Here is a 16,682-nt window from a genome sequence, read left to right on the forward strand (position 1 = left end):
ATTGGCCCTTAATTAAATCTGGCGAGTTTGTAAGAACCGCCGCGACCGCGTGCAGCGCGCCAGCGTCTTTCCCAGTAATCCAGCTCGGTACGTAATGCCACCGGATCATGGTTGGTAATGGCCCGACCGTTTACGCCGGTAAACGATACCGATTTTCCATCCAGCGAATCGGCGTACGCCTGACGCACCGTAAGGAGCATCTGGTAAATCTCATTTCTCGTCACTAAAGCCACCCTCCATTGCCTGACGATCCTGACCAGCCTTCTGCCGCGAGGCTTTTTTGCGGAGCAGGTCTGGGCGTGTTTTGTTGTCTGGGTTTGGGTTTTGATTCAGTTTTCTGTCGGGGCTGATCGCCCGTCACAATGCCAGGGTTAGCGTCCTGCTCCCGCGCCCATGCCGGCGGGGTTTCCCAGTCACGGATTTTTTCGTATCCGCGCAGAACGGCAACAGCCTGCGCATAACAGAACAGGTCAAACGCTTCGTTATCGCTTTTTCCCGGTTTGCGCCATTTGCCATCAGCGCCACGTTCCTCATAGGTCAATTCGTCGTAAAACCATTCGCCCAGCCAGTCCGGAAAATGGATGTAGCCTGCGCCGGGCGTTTCGCGTGACAGGTTATTACTCAGCTGGTCTTTGAGCATATCGGTCTGTAACAGATAAACAGGGATTTCCCCTCGAACCTCAGCACGCCGATCTGCCCTGCCGCTGTTATCCGGAAATGTTTTGGTAATTGTTTTCTGGCGTTTTGTGCTGTCGCCCTTGATGAGATAAACGCGTCTGGCCAGCCCGTCCCGACGACACTGCCGCCAGAATTTATAAGCATTACCGGTCACGCCCTCCTCGCCGCCGCTGTCCACCGCCATCGCCAGAACCGTCATCCGCTGCTCCTCGTTGCTCTGCAGCCGGTAAGTTTTATCCAGCACGTCAGAAACCAGCAGTTGCCAGTCCTCCGGATAGGCATCAGGCCGAATTGGCATAGCCTCGCCGTTTTCATCGTGTCGAAGCGAATGACGGATGTTGTAGCGGTCGATTAGCCAGCGCTCACCGTTTTCTCCGTAGCCGATGATCTGCACCACAAACCGCCGCCGTTTACCGCCCTGAACATCCACAGCTGCCAGCAGGAACCGCACTTTAGGCGGCACCAGCCGTTTGCCATAATCTTCGGCTCGTTTCATCAGGACATCTGACTGGCGCTGTTCGACAGATGCACGCGGCAGATACGGACGCCCCCAGTCGGTGTTAATAACCGCCCTTAGCGCCTCTTCACTCTGCGTTGCCTCATACTCCTGCTCAGCGGTCAGTAATTTGTAAACCAGCTGCGCCCACGTCTGATAAGCCGCAGCTGGTCCCTCCATCCAGAACGAAGCGATGCGAGAGCGGCGTGGTTCACCTGAACGATTCCCGGCTACATCAATTTTTTCACCCTCACGCAGCCAGACACCGGATTTATTCAGTTCGCGTTTCAGGTCAGCCGTAATGACGTTGTTGCAGTGAGGGCAGCAGATATGAGCGGCCTCACTCGCTTTAACCGGGTCGGTGTCGTCCCGATAACCAGTCATCACCTCCATCTCTGGCTGGAAATACTCTTCACAATGTGGACATTGCCAGTACCAGCGGCGTCTGTCTCCACGGTTATAGAGGGAAAGAGAGCCGGTTGTTGGCGGTGCTTCGTGAGGTGACTGTCGACGCCATTTGGTATTGGTTATCTCTCTGCCTGGTGAACCCTCCACCAGCGTCATACCCGCCGACATGAAAGTCGTGGTTCGTTTTGAGGCCAGAGAAAATCCATCACCTTCTCCGTCTATGTTCTCCGGAAACCGGTCATAGTCGGTCAGCGCAACATATTTAAAATCGGATGAAGACATGATGTTGATGGATGGCCAGCCTATTTTTAGATAGTTACCAGCCAAAAATGTTTTGTCGTGAACATTGTTATCATTGCGCAGCGGGCTGAGGCGTTTAGCCACTTCAGGGCTGACACGGAACGTACGCGCCAAACGTTTCTTGGAGTGCTCCCTCGCCTTCTCCTCCGTCATCTGAACGATCAGCATGTCGGACGGATCGCAGACCACGTTATAGACCACCCATCCATCTATCAGGCCGATTGTCTTGCCTGTTCTAGCAGGGCCAACAAACACCACGGCATCATACTCACGCGATGCCAGACAGTTCATCGGCTCGATAATATAGGGTGCTAAATCGGGGTCCCATTCCACTGAGTTTCCTACACCCACGGGGACGCGCATGTATCTATGCACTGCCTCCGCTACCGGCAACCTGCGTGGCGCACGGATGATCGAGGCAGTGTTTTTTCTGATCTCTGCCGCCGTGGCCTGATGCATGGTTACTCCTCGTCTGGCAATTCCTCCTCTGGCGGTGCGTCAGCCATTTCAACTTTCAGGGCTATCTGATCGCGCAGGTCATCTATAACTTTTTGAACACGAACTACTGCTACAGGTGTCATAGCGCAGTCACGCTCCAGAATGTCTGGCAAAGTTTCGAGCACCTGAACCACCGCTTTAGCCATTGATGAAAATTCCCGTACTACCTCTGATGCTGGGATCAATTCCCCGGTTTCCTGCTGAAACTTGAGTCGCTCGCGTTCGGATTGAAACCACGCTTTGCGATCAGGCGGCAGCATTTTATCGACGTTCACCAGCTCTTCAGATGTTGTGCGGCTCAGGAGTTCTTTGAGGATATCCACCACTGAAAACAGTTTTAATTTTGGGTTGCTTCCAGGTGCAGGCAGAAGTCCGCTCAACTTGCTGGAGACCGTCTGTCGATGCATATCTGTAAGCGCAGCCAGCTGATTAATATTGAGTCGGAGGTTTTTAAATTCTTTATCCATGATGATGAACAAAATTTAATCATTTCGACATCGTGAAAAATTTCACGACTGAAATATCAGAAGGTTAAGGGGATGATGATGATGTCGATGAAATGCAAAAAACTAGCCGTTTTCCGCGTGTCGCCGCCCCCTCGGTAGTCGTTCTCGCTGGGAGTACCTTTTCAAATGAGAATCATTTTCAATTGATTAAGTTTTCGGGGTGGCGTACGACGAGACGGAAATATATGACCCAGCCAGCGTGGTTTTAAACCACACCCTTAGATCAGTGAATTTCAGCCATCGTCCCGGCCTGACGGTTTGGCCTGTCTGAGACGCGTCTGGCGCATCCTGAGAAAGACAAAATAATGCCGACCCAAACTCCACCTGAACATCATAAGTTTGGTCGGTATCGGCAACGAGCTGCCACTCCTCGGTTAAATCCAGGTTAATAGTCTTCACTATTGCTCCCGATAGTTATTTAGCAGTTATGACTAGCGTTGAAACCATGTCACGCAGCATCACCGTCAGCGTGCAGGTTCCAGCTGTGAGTATGCTCACGGCAGCCTGACCACCAGCGGATGTGCTTATATGCTGCACCATGCTGGGGTTTGATATCGTCCAGACAGCACCATCTGCGCGCCCGATTTGAGCGCCAGTTTGACCGCTGACGAGGAATGCCCCCAGATATTGCCAACCTTTAGGAGCGGTTGCGTTCAGCATCGTGTAATGCGTGCTATCTATCTGCGTTACGAACCACGGCGACGTGGGTGTTTTGTTGCTATCGTTCTGGATGAATATCGTGTCAGCTGGCGGTTCATTCTGGCCGCCAATAACGATAGCGTCTGGTTCTGATATTCCATGCATGCTGATGCCACCAATGACAGTGGCTTCGGTTATATCAATCATTGGTTGGTCCAATAAAAAACCGCCCGTAGGCGGTTAAAGTTTTTTAATTAAGTATTCTATAAGCATATTGATGTCTACTCGGTGTGGTCCGTCAGAGTACCAAGCATTAGGTTCTGGTTGATTTGCATCAAACAACGGCTGCACGTCAACATTGTCATCTATAAGGTGAGATAGTCCACCTTCTAATTTATAAGCCATTATTCGGCACGAACCTTCAGGCACCTTGTTAAAGGCATCTAATTTCATAGTTTTTAAATAAATCTCGTACTTGAGCTGCTCACCATTTGCTGAGTCAGCAAGGAAAGTCTGAATAAGATATCGCATCAAAGCCTCGACGATTGTTTTGTGAGAACTCACATTAGCGCTAAGTTTAGCTTGAGGGAATCTTATTTGATTAGTTCGAACTATCATCAGGCGCACTCGAAAATGCGCCTTGTGATAATCACTCTTCTAAAGAATCTGCGGGTATAATCTCACCCTCTTCAAACCACGCATCCACCGCACGACCATCAGCGGCGCAATAATGGATTAAGTATTGGTTGCAGCTATTAGCATATTCGGCGCGTCCCTTCACATGGCCTTCTTCTCCACTGACAGCGACCTGAACCACCTGACCTAACTCATGCTTAAATCCCATGACACTTTCCTTTTGCTGTGAAATAACCGCCTGCGCGGACCTGTTAATTCTTTTGCTCAAAACAATTTTTTTCCCACGTTTCGTTGTGCGCCAGAATCGCCCGCTGTGTTGGAGCGCTCATAATGTCGATATCGTGGTTACTGACGTAGATCGGGCGAACCCAATCACAACCAGTGTCAATCACCCTCACGCCGCCACCGTTCCCGCAGCCGCTCAGAGACAGCAGCATCAGGCTGGCCGTTAATATTCTGCTGAACCTCGACAGCATTTTTCAGCACCTCAACGTGTTTTTCTGATTCCTCAGCCTGAACAGACGCCCGCTCAGCTGATGCTGTGGTTTCAGCTGCTTTTTTGCCTCTGCTACGACCCAGTCCGAACGCGGCCACTACCAGACCGGCAATGACGGCCAGCACGGTTAATAGTGTTTGCATCAGATCAAACCTCTGTAGGCGTCATAAGTGCCGGTGCGCATAACCTCAGCGTGGCGGAGAGCACGGTCAGGCGTCTGGCGCGCCCAAAGGCTATTCAGCATTCCACCAGCTGCACCGGCAAAATCACCACTTGTAATCATGCCCAGCGTATTAGTGAAATCAGCCAGACCAGCCACCCCCATCTGATAAGCCATGCTGTAGAGGATGTCCCGACGTGCGTCGTTGCACTGCGCCAGCGCGGCAACAATTACGGGATAGCAATTCATATCAGCGGTTTTCGCATCTACCAGACATTTCTTCCATAGATCGCCAACAGGACGGGGAACAGTAAATTGATACTGTTTGATTGGCGCGTTTTGAGGACCGATTCTGATACCACCAGCAACAGTTGGAAAATTGCGTGTGTCCCAGTAGGGAACCTCTTTATAACCCTCCTCAAAATTGAGGATTTCAATGATTCTACTCATCGCCTTTACTCCGTGACGGATAATTAATAATGCGTGCCAGATTTCCCCGTGCGGCAAATACCACAGTGCAAATCAGCGCGTTTGCAATCACGACAGGCCAGCCGCTGGCGTGGTAATGCCCATACAGCCAGAGCAAAACAAAATTGACGTAAAACAGAATCAGGCCTGCTGCAATCCATGAGATGCCGCGTTTATGCGTTCGACCCGATTTACTGAACAACATCAGACGCAGTGCAATTGCCGCACATATGGCGACATCAATTACCGACAGCAGATCTTTACTGATAATCATGATTTATCCCCCAGCCACCTTTTTACGAATGGCAGTTTTGAAACGCCGCCGTTTTTCAGCCAGAAATAGCCCTGCACAGCCGCCGCTGAGATGATCACCGCCGCCAGTGCGTCCAAAGGCTTTTCGCGGTAGTTGAGATAGTCCTCTACTTTGTCCGCAACAAATCCGGCTCCAAATACGCCAGCTGCATAGCCAAACAGGAAATAACCAAATATCTGTCGTCGCGTTAGGTTGCTGGCGGTGACGATAAAACACATCGAACCGGCAAACGCTCCAAACGCGATTGAGTAATCTACAGAAGTGATAAATCCCACCAGCGCAGACGTGACAATGCCCCACCCAGCTACGGTTGCCGTAGCGCCGGTGCTTAATGGCTCAGCCATTAGCGGTCCCTCTTAATGATTAATAAATTCTGATTTACTCGATTAGCTTATTCAGTTCGCTAACCGTCTGCCGGAAACGTTCCTCTTCCAGCTCTACACCAATTGCAGAGCGACCAAGCTTTATGGCTGCCTTTATCGTTGAACCTGACCCCATGAAGAAGTCAGCAACTACATCGCCCGGCCTGCTGCTGGCATTGATAATCTGTTCCAGCATGTCGGCAGGTTTTTCGCATGGGTGTTTGCCGGGGTAAAACTGAACCGACCTATGTGTCCATACGTCTGTATAGGGAACCGCAACTGAGACGCCGAAATATCTGCGGAGTGATTTGTACTCCTCTTGCAGCTCCAGATATTTGCGGTTCAGTGAGTGATACGTGTCCACCAGCTGGTGGTGCGGTGTTGCTAACGTTCCTGATTGATGGCGCGCAATGGCTATCTCAGTAAACAGCGCCTGCAACTTCAGGTAGTCAGCCTCGCTGGGTGGTTGCCACTGACTGGTGCCGAACCAGTGCGAGACCATGTTCTTCTTACCGGTTGCCGCAACAATTTGGGCAGCTGTTACACCAAGTTCTGAGCGGGCACTACGGAAATAATCAATCAGAGGTGTTAGTACCTGCTGTTTCAGCTCATAGCATTTTTGCGCGTAGGCGTCTGGTTTGTACGGCCCCTGATAATGCTCTGCAAATAGTATCCGTTCGGTTGAGGGAAAGTACGATCTCAGACTTTCTTTGTTGCAGCCCTTCCAGCGTCCATCAGGCTTAGCCCATATGATGTGGTTAAGAATGTTGAAGCGGTCACGCATCATGATTTCAATATCAGACGCGAGTCGATGACCTGAGAACAGGTAGATGCTGCCATTGGGTTTCAGCACTCGCCAGAACTCCGCCAGGCAGCAATCCAGCCACCGTAAATAATCTTCATCCCCTTTCCACTGATTATCCCAACCTAGCGGCTTTACTTTGAAATACGGAGGGTCAGTAACAATCAGGTCAACTGAATCGTCTGGCATGGTTTTCAGCACGCGCAAACAATCGGCATTGTATAAATCAATGCCGGGCATGGTTTTTACACTTTTCACACACAAGTCGCTCAGTACTAAAGCCAAAAACAAAAAAGCCTCAAGGCTGATAAGACTTAAGACGTTTAGACATACATATCTGAAACTAAAGTGACGATGATAAGTAATGCCGCGTAGAAACTACTCTTATCACATTATAATAATCTTTGCGTACGCGTTAGCATTTTTGTAATCTTTGATCTCAAACATCCAAGGACGACGATAAAATGACAGCGATAACTTTAAATAACGTTATTATTCATGAGCTTGTAAAGGTAGCAAAAGAGCCCATTAGTCCCATTGAAGAAGACAGATTCCGTTTTAGGGACACAGCTCTTGACTGTAACAATAGTACTGTTCAAAAAATGATTGGTGAGATTAATTCTCTTTACGGTAAAAATGGTAACTCAGCTCAATATGGTGTTTTTAAAGAAGAGGAAACAGAAAGAGGCCCTGTACCTGATGCCATCATAGAGTATATTGGTAATACCACTCGCTCTACTCAGCAGTTTATAGATCTTAGTGTTGAGATAATGCATAAGCTAGGAAAAGAAGCGGAAAAGCAAAGACTTTCTTCTGGAGGCGTGATTGTATTTGCAGATTATTTAAGAGACGGAGTTCACTTTTTCTTGGTAACGATGATCAAATCAAAAGAAGGTATAAGGCTGAGTGCCAAAATGGAGCCTGAGCTATTAGAACAGTTAGAACTATCAAAAATCAACCAAGCGGCCAGGATAAATTTCGAAAGATTTTTTCACTTCCAGAATTCATCTGACATTGAAAAAAATGATTTGAGCTACTTAAGTTTTATTGGTGGGAACTCGTCGAGCAACGCCTCTGGATATTTTGTTTCTGCGCTAGGTTGTGATAAAGGAGTATCATCGAATAAAGCCACTAAAGATTTACCAAAAGAAATAAAAAACTTTTTCAACAGGCATCAAGAAATCAAAGTTCACGCAAAAAAATTCCGTGAAGATGTAATATCTTATTTAAGCCGCCAAGCAGACAGTCAAAAACCTGCTCTTCTTTCTGATATAAAATTGATGTCATTGAAATATATGTTGGATCTAGATGAAGAGACGAGGAATAATTTAAGTGAAGACCTTATTTCATATCTAAACAGCGAAAACATCAGAATTCCTAATGAATTTTCCGTTAGTGCTTCTGGATTAAAAGCCATCATGAATGTAAGGGTCAAAGGAAATGGCTTTAATTTTGATTTTGAAAAATCCTTATTGGGAACCAGCATGGATGCTGATATATGCTACAATACTGAAAGTGGATCTCTGACTTTTAGTCGCTTGTCAGATTCCGCTAAGGAGTTGATTGAGGCGGCAATTAAGGAAAAAAATGAGCAACCTTCAGATGGCTAATAAGTCATTTTTAGAAACAATCGTTGAGCTATATCGGTTGGCTGGCAGGCCAGCTCTTCCATTGCGTCCAATAGATATTGAATTAAAAATTTGCCACTCTGAAACGGCCACAAACCTTATCAATTTTTTATTGGCTAACTCTATTTTTTCCAAGCAGATAAGAGAACTTGAAATTGATGATGAAGAGTATGAGGAATCTAAACTACCAGTCTCATGGAATAAACTGCACATAAGTTTAGCTCTTCCTAATGATGGTATTTCAAGGTTTCACGACAGCATTGAACAGTTAATTAAATACAATTCTTTATCTGAGGGTGTGTTTCCATGCGACTTCTACATCATAGATATTGATTATTATTCGAAGGATCAGTATCGTCCTCTACTCATTGAAAAATTAGAAAAAATATGTAATTTAATAAGCTCTCTTTCTAAGCTTGCTCAATATCATGACCGCAAGTCAATTGACGGTTCTTCACGGCTTGTTTTCATACAAAGCCTTGAAGGAAAATCTTCCACAGCAATAATAACACCTTCTATTAGCCTTGAAATCCTTGATTGCGAAGGCAATGATTACTCTATTGCTGACTTACTGCAGGATGGTGCCTTGCAGTCTGACATTGTTCATATTGATGAGCGGAGAGGCATATTCCGAAACACATTAGTCGAATTTTTTAACGAAAACTCATATGAATTCCCAGACTTAATAAAGAAATGGAATACATTTCATTCAGCTTACGATAGTAATTTATCGGTCTATCTTAGCGGCTTCCACTTCCATAAAGCACGAAAGGATGTTGCATCGGCTGAAATTGAATTTTCAGAAAAGGTCTCTAAATCACTTTCTGACTTGACGTCGAAAGTTTTAGCTATACCTGTATCCGTTATTGCATCCCTCGGCATGTGGAAATTAAAGGAATTTAGCGATCAATCTCTTGTTTTTATCGGCCTTGTTTTAACTTCTTTAATGCTCCACATTCTCATCATGAGTCAAAGAAAACAGTTGAAAAGGATCTCTCATGCGAGAAAACTCGTGTTTTCTCCTTTTGAGAAAAAAATAACAAGGTATCCACAAATATTAAGATCAGAAATAGAACTGGCAATAGAAAGCCTAACTAATAACGAAAGATTCACCTCTCGCATCTTGGTAGGCTTTTATTTCCTTAGCTGGCTACCAGTGTTTATTGGTCTAATTATTTTTTACCTTAAGATATAACCCTCTCCTTCGGATATCATACATAACAATCCATCAACAAAACCCATGGCAGCTTGTAACTCTTTTCTAATTGTGCCATCTGAACACTTCCTTTTTTTGGCTATTGATCTTAACGATACACCAATAACAAAATGGGCTATTAATAAATCACACTCATCAGGTTTATATTTCTTTAGACGAGCCACGCACGCATCTATCTTAATCCCCTCATCATCGCAACACTGCAACCTAGATTTTTTACCATGGGGTATAAGTCCTTTAAATCCAGCAGCGATAGGCTGCCAGTCAACACCACTATTATCGCTGGCTGCCCAAGCACCCCATAAATCCAAAACTTGTGACATGTCACGCATAATTTCTCCACACATTTAATTATTTGATGAACCAATGACACCGACCGCTATTGCGTAATCAAGGAACCGAAACAGCAGCACAATCTGGCTTCCATATTTTTCCTCAAATGCCCTTACATCCCGGTGCAACTCATCGTGATGCGCTCTGCAAAGCGGTATCACAAAGAGATCGTGAGATTTAGTGCCCATTCCCCCCTGTCCATATCCAATGATGTGATGCGGGTCGTCTGCCTGCTGATTGCAGCACGCGCACGGCTGTGACTTCACCCATCGCGTGTATTTGGTGCTCTCCCAGCGGCGGCGCTTTGGCCGCAGCATGAATGACTCTGGTGATTCAGGAGCGGCTTGCAGGGTGATAACTCTCTTCACCTCCTGCGCGGCCTCCTGAATAATTTCGGTGGCCTGCCTCACTGGTGCGATCAGCGACTCTTTCAGCTCACCCTGCGGGATGGTGTCTTTAGGCATACGCAGAACGCGCCGTGCCGGTGCCTCTGGAATCAGATCAACAACGTCATTCAGTGACGCCCACCAGCACAGTTCTGGCAGTGTGAGTAGATGATCGCCATGTAGTGCCATCTGTCTGCAGGCGACTCTGATGATCCACAGTGCAGTGTTCCGTTTCGCAATGGCATCCATACGGCCCGGCATGCCGTTTTTCATGAACTCAGTATCGTGGCTGCAGCATATCGATACCGGGCCACTTTCAGTCTCTGCCATCGTGAATTCGTGATAGTGCCAGGTTCCCCGTTGTTCCCACTGACAGTAACCCAGCGACTGAACATATGACGCAAGCGCATTAAGCCCACCAGCAGCCGTAATAACACGCTCATGACCGAAGAAAGCTGCCAGTGAGGGTTCATCCAGTAACGGCTGCGTACTGTCGTTTAGTAGCCCTGACGGTTTGTCTGTCAGGTCCATTGTTGGCGTGCTGATCACTACACGCCCCTTAAAAAGTTTTAGTAGGTCCGGCCCCGGCTTAAACAGCACAATCCCTGTGCGTGGTGCAACCTCGGGAGTGAGCAGCGCTCTCATGCCGCCCTCCCTATCAGACGTTTGAGCAGGTGGTGCGTCGCAACCAACGCAGCTGCCAGCGATATCAGAATTGCGCATGCGTATCTGTATGCTGGGCAACTGATTGCCAGCCAACTGAGGCATCCACTCAGCACCCAGGCTAAAGCGCATATCACCAGCACCGCTAAAAGGTCATTTTTCACTGCGACTCTCCCATGTCCGGGATAGTCAGTTGACCTGCGACCTCGCGCACGGCCTGACGCAGCATGCGATAATTTGACCAGCAATCGCGATTAGTCTGTTCCACCAGCTCGATAAACTCCTGAACCGTGCATGGCTGGTCCTGCCGCAAACCAATCAGAACGCTGGAAAACCGCTGCAACTGCTCTTCCACTACCTCTGGATCATCATGCTGCTCAGATAACCACTGCTTGATCGCCTGATCGTCCTGGTGCTGTTGGATGAATCGCAGGGCTGACTGGATGCTTTCCTCTGGGACAACTACGTGCTCAGGGTGCTCAACTGAGTCTGCCGCCCATGTGTGTGCATATTTGGACTGAGCGTAGGTGTATTGGGATTTGATTTTGAAAGCCGCCTGTATACAGGCCCAGACCTCGACGCCGCTCTGCTCAAGAATTTCATGTTTCAGCAACGGCAGGTCATCACCCTCGTCGTTCTCTGGCTCAGCCGGTGCCGGTTGTTCACTGACGGACGCTGTGACGCCGTAATGCTCTCTGGCGGCCTGAATAATATCCATCAACTCAGCCACCTGCAGGTCAGTCTCAAGCGTCAGAGTAACGCGTGCGCCCTCCTCATCCTGCTCTGCCTGGCAATGTTTGGCTAACAGCTCTACAAGCTGGCGAGACTGTTTGGCACTGAATTGCGTCATGGCGGCGGCTTTGGTGAGCTTTTTCTTGCCCGCTGCTTTGACCTTTTCCAATTCTGTTTTTGCCACCCTACCCGCTGACGCACCATGCTCACGAACCAGCGCGACGGCTGTAGTGGCAGCAACCTCTTTGTTTTTAACCAGTGCGATCAACTCATCGCCAGACGTCAGCAGCGACAGGTGGTTTTCAACGTCAGTAATTGAGCGCTTAACTTTTTTGGCAATCTGAGTCGGTTCCCAGCCCTGATTAATCAGGCGTTGATATGCAGCTGCTCGTTCCAGTGGTTCAAGTGCGCGCCCCTGACTGGATGTGACCATGAACGCGATGCGGTCAGCCTCACTGCCCACGAAATCTTTGCATTCCAGACGGATGTCATAACCGGCTTCCTGCGCCAGTTTCGCGCCGTAGTAACGGTGATGGCCATCGATGATTTTTATTCCCTGTTCCGTTACCTGCACAGCCAGCGCAGGCACCTGCTCACCAGCCATGTATGCATCACGGAATTCTTCTACGTGGGCCTGATCGATTTCCCTGACGTTATACCCTGGCTCGACATATAGCCTGTCGACGCTCATCAGGTAGGTTTTGCGGGTTGTAAAATCTGTATCTTTTTTGGTTTTCTTGTCGTAAAGCTTGGATAAAGTAGTCATTTTTGAAATCCCTTAATAACCGCGAAACCCTTCCGGGATGGCGTAATCGACTGGTGAAATGTCTGTGACTGACCGCTGAACCGGACCGAGCCTGACCACCAACTCATCCCATTTTTCGCGGAGTTTTGCAGGGCTGAGGATGTTCCGGCACCAGAACGGATCGCTCTGAACGCGTTTGAACATCTTGCAAATCTGGAAGTGTGTGCGCTGGTCCTGCGAGCACATCAGGCGCACGTCATTCGCCCACGCAGCCCAGTTCGGCTCTTTGGGCCTTGCCAGTTCGCTGTCAGCTTCTGCCGCCTTCTCGTAGAGTTGAGTGATCTGCCCCCATATCCATTCCGCGCACTTCAAGTCCTCATGGCTACCCCACAGGCGTTTTTTCTCGCTGTAAACCACCGCGTCGGGAAAGCGAGCCAGGAATTGGTCGGGATTATCCACAGGCGTGTCGTCTGGTCGCGAAGCGTCCGGACAAGAGAGGTTTTTATCTAATGGATCATGTTTTGAATTTACTGACGGATCGTCGCCAGATTCTGGGGGGTGAAAACCCGTTTTCTGGCCGGATTTTGACAGGTGAAAATTTGACGCATCAAAATTTGGTGCATCAGATTTTGACGTGTCAGATTTTGATGTGTCCGATTCTGACGCATCAGATTCTGGCTGGTGAAGAGCAGCGGCTTCGCGCAGTTTCCTGACGTTTAGCTGATACATGTTCGAGGTGTTGCGGTTGCCCTTACGCCGTGGCGTACTGTTCAGCCAGCCATCAGCCTCCAGCTTACGTATTGAGGTGCGTACAGTGCTGGGACCAGCCCCAATTTGCCGGGCGATTGTGGCAATTGACGGCCAGCAAACCCCCTCATCACTTGAGAAATCAGCCAGGCGCGCCATGATGGCCACGCTGGTGATTTTCATGCCTGACGCCGCGCAACCGTCCCAGACGTATGCAGACAATTTCACGCTCATCCAACTCTCCTGAACTTCTGACCCCACAGGTTGCGGGGCTGGACGCAGACATGCGGATAGCCTGGACGCCTGAACAGCACCCTGTTATTCGCTACATCAACGCCAATGGTTTCAACAATCACACCGCGTGGGTCGGCATAGCGCGCAACCCACGGCTGAATAATTTCGTTTGTCTGCTGGGGCATTTAGCCCCCTGATTTGCTTAATTTCTGAAGGTGGTCGCCCACAGCCCACTCGACGAAACTGTGGTTAACTGCGTGATGACCATCAGGTAAATTGAGCGCATAACGGAATGGCTGCTGACTGCGCCCGCCAGTCATGGGCAGGCAGCGGAATTGCGGATAGATTCGGGATCTGTTTAAATTGTTCACGCGATTATTTCTCCACACAAATTGATGTAGTCGCCGAAGGCGCTGGGCTGCAACCCGGCGCTTTCACTTTTCTGAAGCACAGAAAACTTTGTAAACCAGGGTTGTATGCTCCTGTAATTTCGTAATGGCACGGTGTAGTTCCTCGTCAATAACTTCGCGCTCATGCGGTTCAACCACTCCATCCTCAATAGCTGCCCTGACCTGCTGTGAATAACGAGTGATCTGCTCAATAGCCTCCAGCAGTCGCTGATTGATATCGCCGTAATCCACCAGCTCAACATCAGGCAACGGCACAAACACCCCGCCGGACTCTTTCGCAACCGCGTTCGCTACGTCGTGATTACCACTGGCGCGCTGTAACAGCATTGACCAGCCGAACGGGAATATCTGATCACCACCTGAGCGCAACCGGTTATGAATGGCGTCCTCAGTTACATCCAGAATTTCAGCAGCTTCGCTATATCCACCAGCCAGCCCTGCAATAGTTTTGCGGACTGCCTTCACCAGCCACGCAGGTTGCCTTTCAACTTTCCATTCCGGTTCGTTACCCACGCTTTGAAGCCTTCTGCAGTGGTTTGAATACAGGCGAAAGCTCTGGATAATCCCTCCAGTTAAAAGGCAGGGAACCTGCCGTAGCTGCCGCGATCAGTAATGCGTATTTCCAAGGGATTACATCGCCCCACAAACTTACCGTTGATTTTGATATGTTTAGAGCAGTAGCTGTCGCTACTGTCCCCCTGAAATGTTCTATCACTGTACTTTTACGCATAGCTCCTCCTTAAACCAATTCAGTTTAAACAACAAAACTCAAAAGCGTCAATAATAAAAAACTTTCCAGTTTAAGAAACCAAACATATGATTGAATCAGTAAGTGACCGCATAAATAAGCGAATGCAAGATTTGAACCTGCGAAGTAAGGATTTAGTTTCAGCAACCGGCGTATCAAAGGGGACTGTTAGCCAATGGGTTAACGGTAACAACAACCCTTCTGCAACACATATTCCCAAACTAGCCAAAATTTTAAACGTCACGGAGAGTTGGTTAATAAATGGCGGAAGTCGTTCACAAAGAGATAAGCCAAATGAGGTAGATCAAAGGCCACTACATAAAATCCCTCTAATCTCGCTGGCGCAGGCCGGGGACTGGAGAAAACTCATGAGCCTTGATAATGATTTTCCTAATTGGACTAATGTTACAGATGATGTGTCCCCCCATGCTTTTTCAGTAAAAATGGATAATGACTCCATGACTGGAGATGGCCCCATCAGCATCCCTGAAGGCTCCATAATTATTTTTGACCCAGATGTTAAACCGCAATCGGGCAAGATAGTTTTAGCAAGGGTTGGTGAATCAACAGTAATTAAGAAATTGGTTATTGATGGACCCAGTGCTTACTTAGTACCTATAAAACCCAGCTATAAAACGATTGAGCTGGAATCGCTTGATCATATTATTGCTACAGGTGTTTCCGTTCAGACCAAACTGCCCTAAATCCAAATCATAAACTCCCCTCAGCAAACCAAACGCCCGCTACATCGGGCCTTTTGTCCTCCCCTGCACTCTTAAGTTTTGCAATCAAAACTATTTCTATTGACTTGAATGTTTTGATGAGTAAACTCAAACTCATCATGTAAACGCAACCAGCTTTAAAGAGTTCGGTAGTTGACGCTCATAAAAATATTACTTAGGAGAAAGGGCGGTGGAGAAGGATGTTGAAGCACTGTTAGAAAATGTCGCACGCCTTGAACTGGCAGCCAGAAGGGGCTTGCAGCTCATTGAAGAGGTCAAGCCTCACTTAATGCAAGGCCATATGATCTCTGTTGAGCACTGCAACGCAACGATCCAAAACTGTGATTTGTTTCGTAAATGGATTAGCGAGTTTTTTGGAGCATGAGGATAGATTGTTGTTCAGTCATGCCGTAACCCTGAACAAAAACTTCAATTTCTTCTTCCTTACTCTCGTTCATGAAGGTTTCGCCACCGAGGTTATGGAGTTCACCGGATATGGCATGTCCCTTCTCGACGTCATAGCCACCGAGAAGCTCTGCGACCGTGAATTCCCCAATTTGGTCACGAATAACGATGTAACCATTGCGGTGTTCATGATGTCCGAGGACTCCGCGCATAAATATCCCTTTCTGGATGTATGAGAGCAACCAGAATACCACCTCGCCTGATGTGGTTAAAAGCAGGCTTATTTTCAAATGTGGAGAAACGGCAGTGGGCTATTGCAGTAGCCCACCAGCCATAATCGAGGAAATGATTATGATCCAGGACATCGACGACCTGATTACTGAAATTTTCGACGAATACCCCCAACCACGCCTCATCTGTAACACTCCTGGCGATTACACACCGAGGCTGGTTTCGCAGCTCAACCTAAGACGCACCGCACGCATCAACCCATCTCCTACCCGCTCCCCGGCAGGTTCCAGTCTTGCTCAGCAGGAGGCGCAGTTATGAAAAAACTCGCCCAATATCGCCGCAGCAACGGCCCGAACGCAGGTTTCAGCGAAAAACTCGCCTGGCAATTATCAAAAGGCCCGGCGACAGGCCGCGAGCTGGCGGAACGGTTTGGCATGAGCCTGCGTGAGTTCAATCGCCTAATCATTAATACGATGCGGCATGGCGGCAAAACGCTGCAGGTTGAGGCTTCCAATCCGGTCTGTCTCGGTGGCAACTCTATCGACCGCACCTACACGCTGATCAGACGTCCACGCCGGGTTGCTCCGCAGGCACTGCCGCCGATGGTCATTAACCAGAGCAATGACCGGTCCGAAGAGGCTATTAAGCGCCACCGTGCTGCAGCCAAACGACGTGCCCGATTGATTGCCAGCGGGATTTACATGGAATGTATGGGTTAAG

The 16,682-nt window shown here is 48.4% G+C and carries 24 protein-coding genes; 5 read left to right on the forward strand and 19 right to left on the reverse strand.

The genetic code is table 11. The annotated features are described in order from the left end of the window. Positions 1-8: 8 nt before the first annotated feature. The 11 genes from ACR8BF_RS12120 to ACR8BF_RS12170 all read right to left on the reverse strand — a co-directional run bounded on the left by ACR8BF_RS12120 (position 9) and on the right by ACR8BF_RS12170 (position 7,002). The gene (locus ACR8BF_RS12120) at positions 9-224 is read right to left on the reverse strand and encodes a hypothetical protein (RefSeq protein WP_191922088.1); all 216 of its coding nucleotides are present in this window, start codon (positions 222-224) and stop codon (positions 9-11) included. After that, complete coding sequence (locus ACR8BF_RS12125; RefSeq protein ID WP_434745025.1) at positions 224-2,341, reverse strand: phage terminase large subunit family protein; 2,118 nt, start codon at positions 2,339-2,341, stop codon at positions 224-226. The genes ACR8BF_RS12120 and ACR8BF_RS12125 overlap by 1 nt, the downstream gene beginning before the upstream one ends. A 2-nt stretch (positions 2,342-2,343) precedes the next feature. Beyond that, positions 2,344-2,847, reverse strand: coding sequence for a DUF1441 family protein (locus ACR8BF_RS12130; RefSeq protein ID WP_136198432.1), 504 nt, complete (start codon positions 2,845-2,847; stop codon positions 2,344-2,346). A 453-nt stretch (positions 2,848-3,300) separates the two neighbouring features. Further along, a complete protein-coding gene (locus tag ACR8BF_RS12135; protein ID WP_434745026.1) occupies positions 3,301-3,732 on the reverse strand; it encodes a hypothetical protein in 432 nt (143 codons plus the stop codon). A gap of 33 nt (positions 3,733-3,765) precedes the next feature. Then, positions 3,766-4,056, reverse strand: coding sequence for a hypothetical protein (locus ACR8BF_RS12140; RefSeq protein WP_434745027.1), 291 nt, complete (start codon positions 4,054-4,056; stop codon positions 3,766-3,768). Between the two features lie 118 nt (positions 4,057-4,174). Further along, the gene (locus ACR8BF_RS12145) at positions 4,175-4,369 is read right to left on the reverse strand and encodes a hypothetical protein (protein WP_434745028.1); all 195 of its coding nucleotides are present in this window, start codon (positions 4,367-4,369) and stop codon (positions 4,175-4,177) included. A gap of 176 nt (positions 4,370-4,545) precedes the next feature. After that, positions 4,546-4,800 carry a hypothetical protein gene (locus tag ACR8BF_RS12150; protein WP_434745029.1) on the reverse strand — a complete coding sequence of 85 codons (255 nt, stop codon included), beginning with the start codon at positions 4,798-4,800 and terminating at the stop codon, positions 4,546-4,548. Next, positions 4,800-5,267, reverse strand: a complete 468-nt coding sequence (locus ACR8BF_RS12155) for a lysozyme (protein ID WP_434745030.1) — start codon at positions 5,265-5,267, stop codon at positions 4,800-4,802. The genes ACR8BF_RS12150 and ACR8BF_RS12155 overlap by 1 nt, the downstream gene beginning before the upstream one ends. Then, positions 5,260-5,559 (reverse strand): phage holin family protein, encoded by a 300-nt coding sequence (locus ACR8BF_RS12160; protein WP_434745031.1) that lies wholly within the window; start codon positions 5,557-5,559, stop codon positions 5,260-5,262. The genes ACR8BF_RS12155 and ACR8BF_RS12160 overlap by 8 nt, the downstream gene beginning before the upstream one ends. Continuing rightward, positions 5,556-5,942 carry a putative holin gene (locus ACR8BF_RS12165; protein ID WP_434745032.1) on the reverse strand — a complete coding sequence of 129 codons (387 nt, stop codon included), beginning with the start codon at positions 5,940-5,942 and terminating at the stop codon, positions 5,556-5,558. Before ACR8BF_RS12165 ends, ACR8BF_RS12160 begins: the two co-directional genes overlap by 4 nt. A gap of 34 nt (positions 5,943-5,976) precedes the next feature. Then, positions 5,977-7,002: a DNA-methyltransferase gene (locus ACR8BF_RS12170; protein WP_434745942.1), complete on the reverse strand. Its 1,026-nt coding sequence runs from the start codon at positions 7,000-7,002 to the stop codon at positions 5,977-5,979. Positions 7,003-7,226: 224 nt separating this feature from the next. Here ACR8BF_RS12170 and ACR8BF_RS12175 point away from each other — a divergent pair, with 224 nt between their 5' ends. Further along, positions 7,227-8,372, forward strand: coding sequence for a nucleoid-associated protein (locus ACR8BF_RS12175; RefSeq protein WP_434745033.1), 1,146 nt, complete (start codon positions 7,227-7,229; stop codon positions 8,370-8,372). Next, positions 8,350-9,585, forward strand: coding sequence for a hypothetical protein (locus ACR8BF_RS12180; RefSeq protein ID WP_434745034.1), 1,236 nt, complete (start codon positions 8,350-8,352; stop codon positions 9,583-9,585). The genes ACR8BF_RS12175 and ACR8BF_RS12180 overlap by 23 nt, the downstream gene beginning before the upstream one ends. Here the strand turns inward: ACR8BF_RS12180 and ACR8BF_RS12185 are convergent. The 7 genes from ACR8BF_RS12185 to ACR8BF_RS12215 form a co-directional block, all read right to left on the reverse strand. Further along, the gene (locus tag ACR8BF_RS12185) at positions 9,570-9,938 is read right to left on the reverse strand and encodes an antiterminator Q family protein (protein WP_434745035.1); all 369 of its coding nucleotides are present in this window, start codon (positions 9,936-9,938) and stop codon (positions 9,570-9,572) included. The genes ACR8BF_RS12180 and ACR8BF_RS12185 overlap by 16 nt on opposite strands. 15 nt (positions 9,939-9,953) lie before the next feature. Further along, a complete protein-coding gene (locus ACR8BF_RS12190) occupies positions 9,954-10,970 on the reverse strand; it encodes a DUF968 domain-containing protein (protein WP_434745943.1) in 1,017 nt (338 codons plus the stop codon). A 178-nt stretch (positions 10,971-11,148) separates the two neighbouring features. Then, positions 11,149-12,486: a ParB/RepB/Spo0J family partition protein gene (locus ACR8BF_RS12195; protein WP_434745036.1), complete on the reverse strand. Its 1,338-nt coding sequence runs from the start codon at positions 12,484-12,486 to the stop codon at positions 11,149-11,151. Between the two features lie 12 nt (positions 12,487-12,498). Next, entirely contained in the window at positions 12,499-13,446 is a 948-nt protein-coding gene (locus ACR8BF_RS12200; RefSeq protein ID WP_434745037.1) for a helix-turn-helix domain-containing protein, read from the reverse strand. Further along, positions 13,443-13,631, reverse strand: a complete 189-nt coding sequence (locus ACR8BF_RS12205) for a DUF4222 domain-containing protein (RefSeq protein WP_083068488.1) — start codon at positions 13,629-13,631, stop codon at positions 13,443-13,445. Before ACR8BF_RS12205 ends, ACR8BF_RS12200 begins: the two co-directional genes overlap by 4 nt. Before the next feature lie 249 nt (positions 13,632-13,880). Continuing rightward, positions 13,881-14,369, reverse strand: a complete 489-nt coding sequence (locus ACR8BF_RS12210) for a YmfL family putative regulatory protein (RefSeq protein ID WP_434745038.1) — start codon at positions 14,367-14,369, stop codon at positions 13,881-13,883. Next, positions 14,362-14,586 (reverse strand): Cro/CI family transcriptional regulator, encoded by a 225-nt coding sequence (locus ACR8BF_RS12215; RefSeq protein WP_072044085.1) that lies wholly within the window; start codon positions 14,584-14,586, stop codon positions 14,362-14,364. Before ACR8BF_RS12215 ends, ACR8BF_RS12210 begins: the two co-directional genes overlap by 8 nt. 86 nt (positions 14,587-14,672) lie before the next feature. Here ACR8BF_RS12215 and ACR8BF_RS12220 point away from each other — a divergent pair, with 86 nt between their 5' ends. Next, positions 14,673-15,308, forward strand: coding sequence for a LexA family protein (locus tag ACR8BF_RS12220; RefSeq protein WP_434745039.1), 636 nt, complete (start codon positions 14,673-14,675; stop codon positions 15,306-15,308). A 380-nt stretch (positions 15,309-15,688) separates the two neighbouring features. Here the strand turns inward: ACR8BF_RS12220 and ACR8BF_RS12225 are convergent, their stop codons facing one another. Continuing rightward, entirely contained in the window at positions 15,689-15,943 is a 255-nt protein-coding gene (locus ACR8BF_RS12225; RefSeq protein ID WP_434745040.1) for a hypothetical protein, read from the reverse strand. 139 nt (positions 15,944-16,082) lie between these two features. Between ACR8BF_RS12225 and ACR8BF_RS12230 the strand changes: the two genes are divergently transcribed. Next, positions 16,083-16,280: a hypothetical protein gene (locus tag ACR8BF_RS12230; protein WP_045140563.1), complete on the forward strand. Its 198-nt coding sequence runs from the start codon at positions 16,083-16,085 to the stop codon at positions 16,278-16,280. Further along, complete coding sequence (locus ACR8BF_RS12235; protein WP_434745041.1) at positions 16,277-16,681, forward strand: hypothetical protein; 405 nt, start codon at positions 16,277-16,279, stop codon at positions 16,679-16,681. The genes ACR8BF_RS12230 and ACR8BF_RS12235 overlap by 4 nt, the downstream gene beginning before the upstream one ends. Position 16,682: the final 1 nt, after the last annotated feature.

Origin of the sequence: Candidatus Pantoea rara (assembly GCF_051136265.1) — a bacterium.
In the GTDB taxonomy this organism is placed as follows: domain Bacteria; phylum Pseudomonadota; class Gammaproteobacteria; order Enterobacterales; family Enterobacteriaceae; genus Pantoea; species Pantoea rara.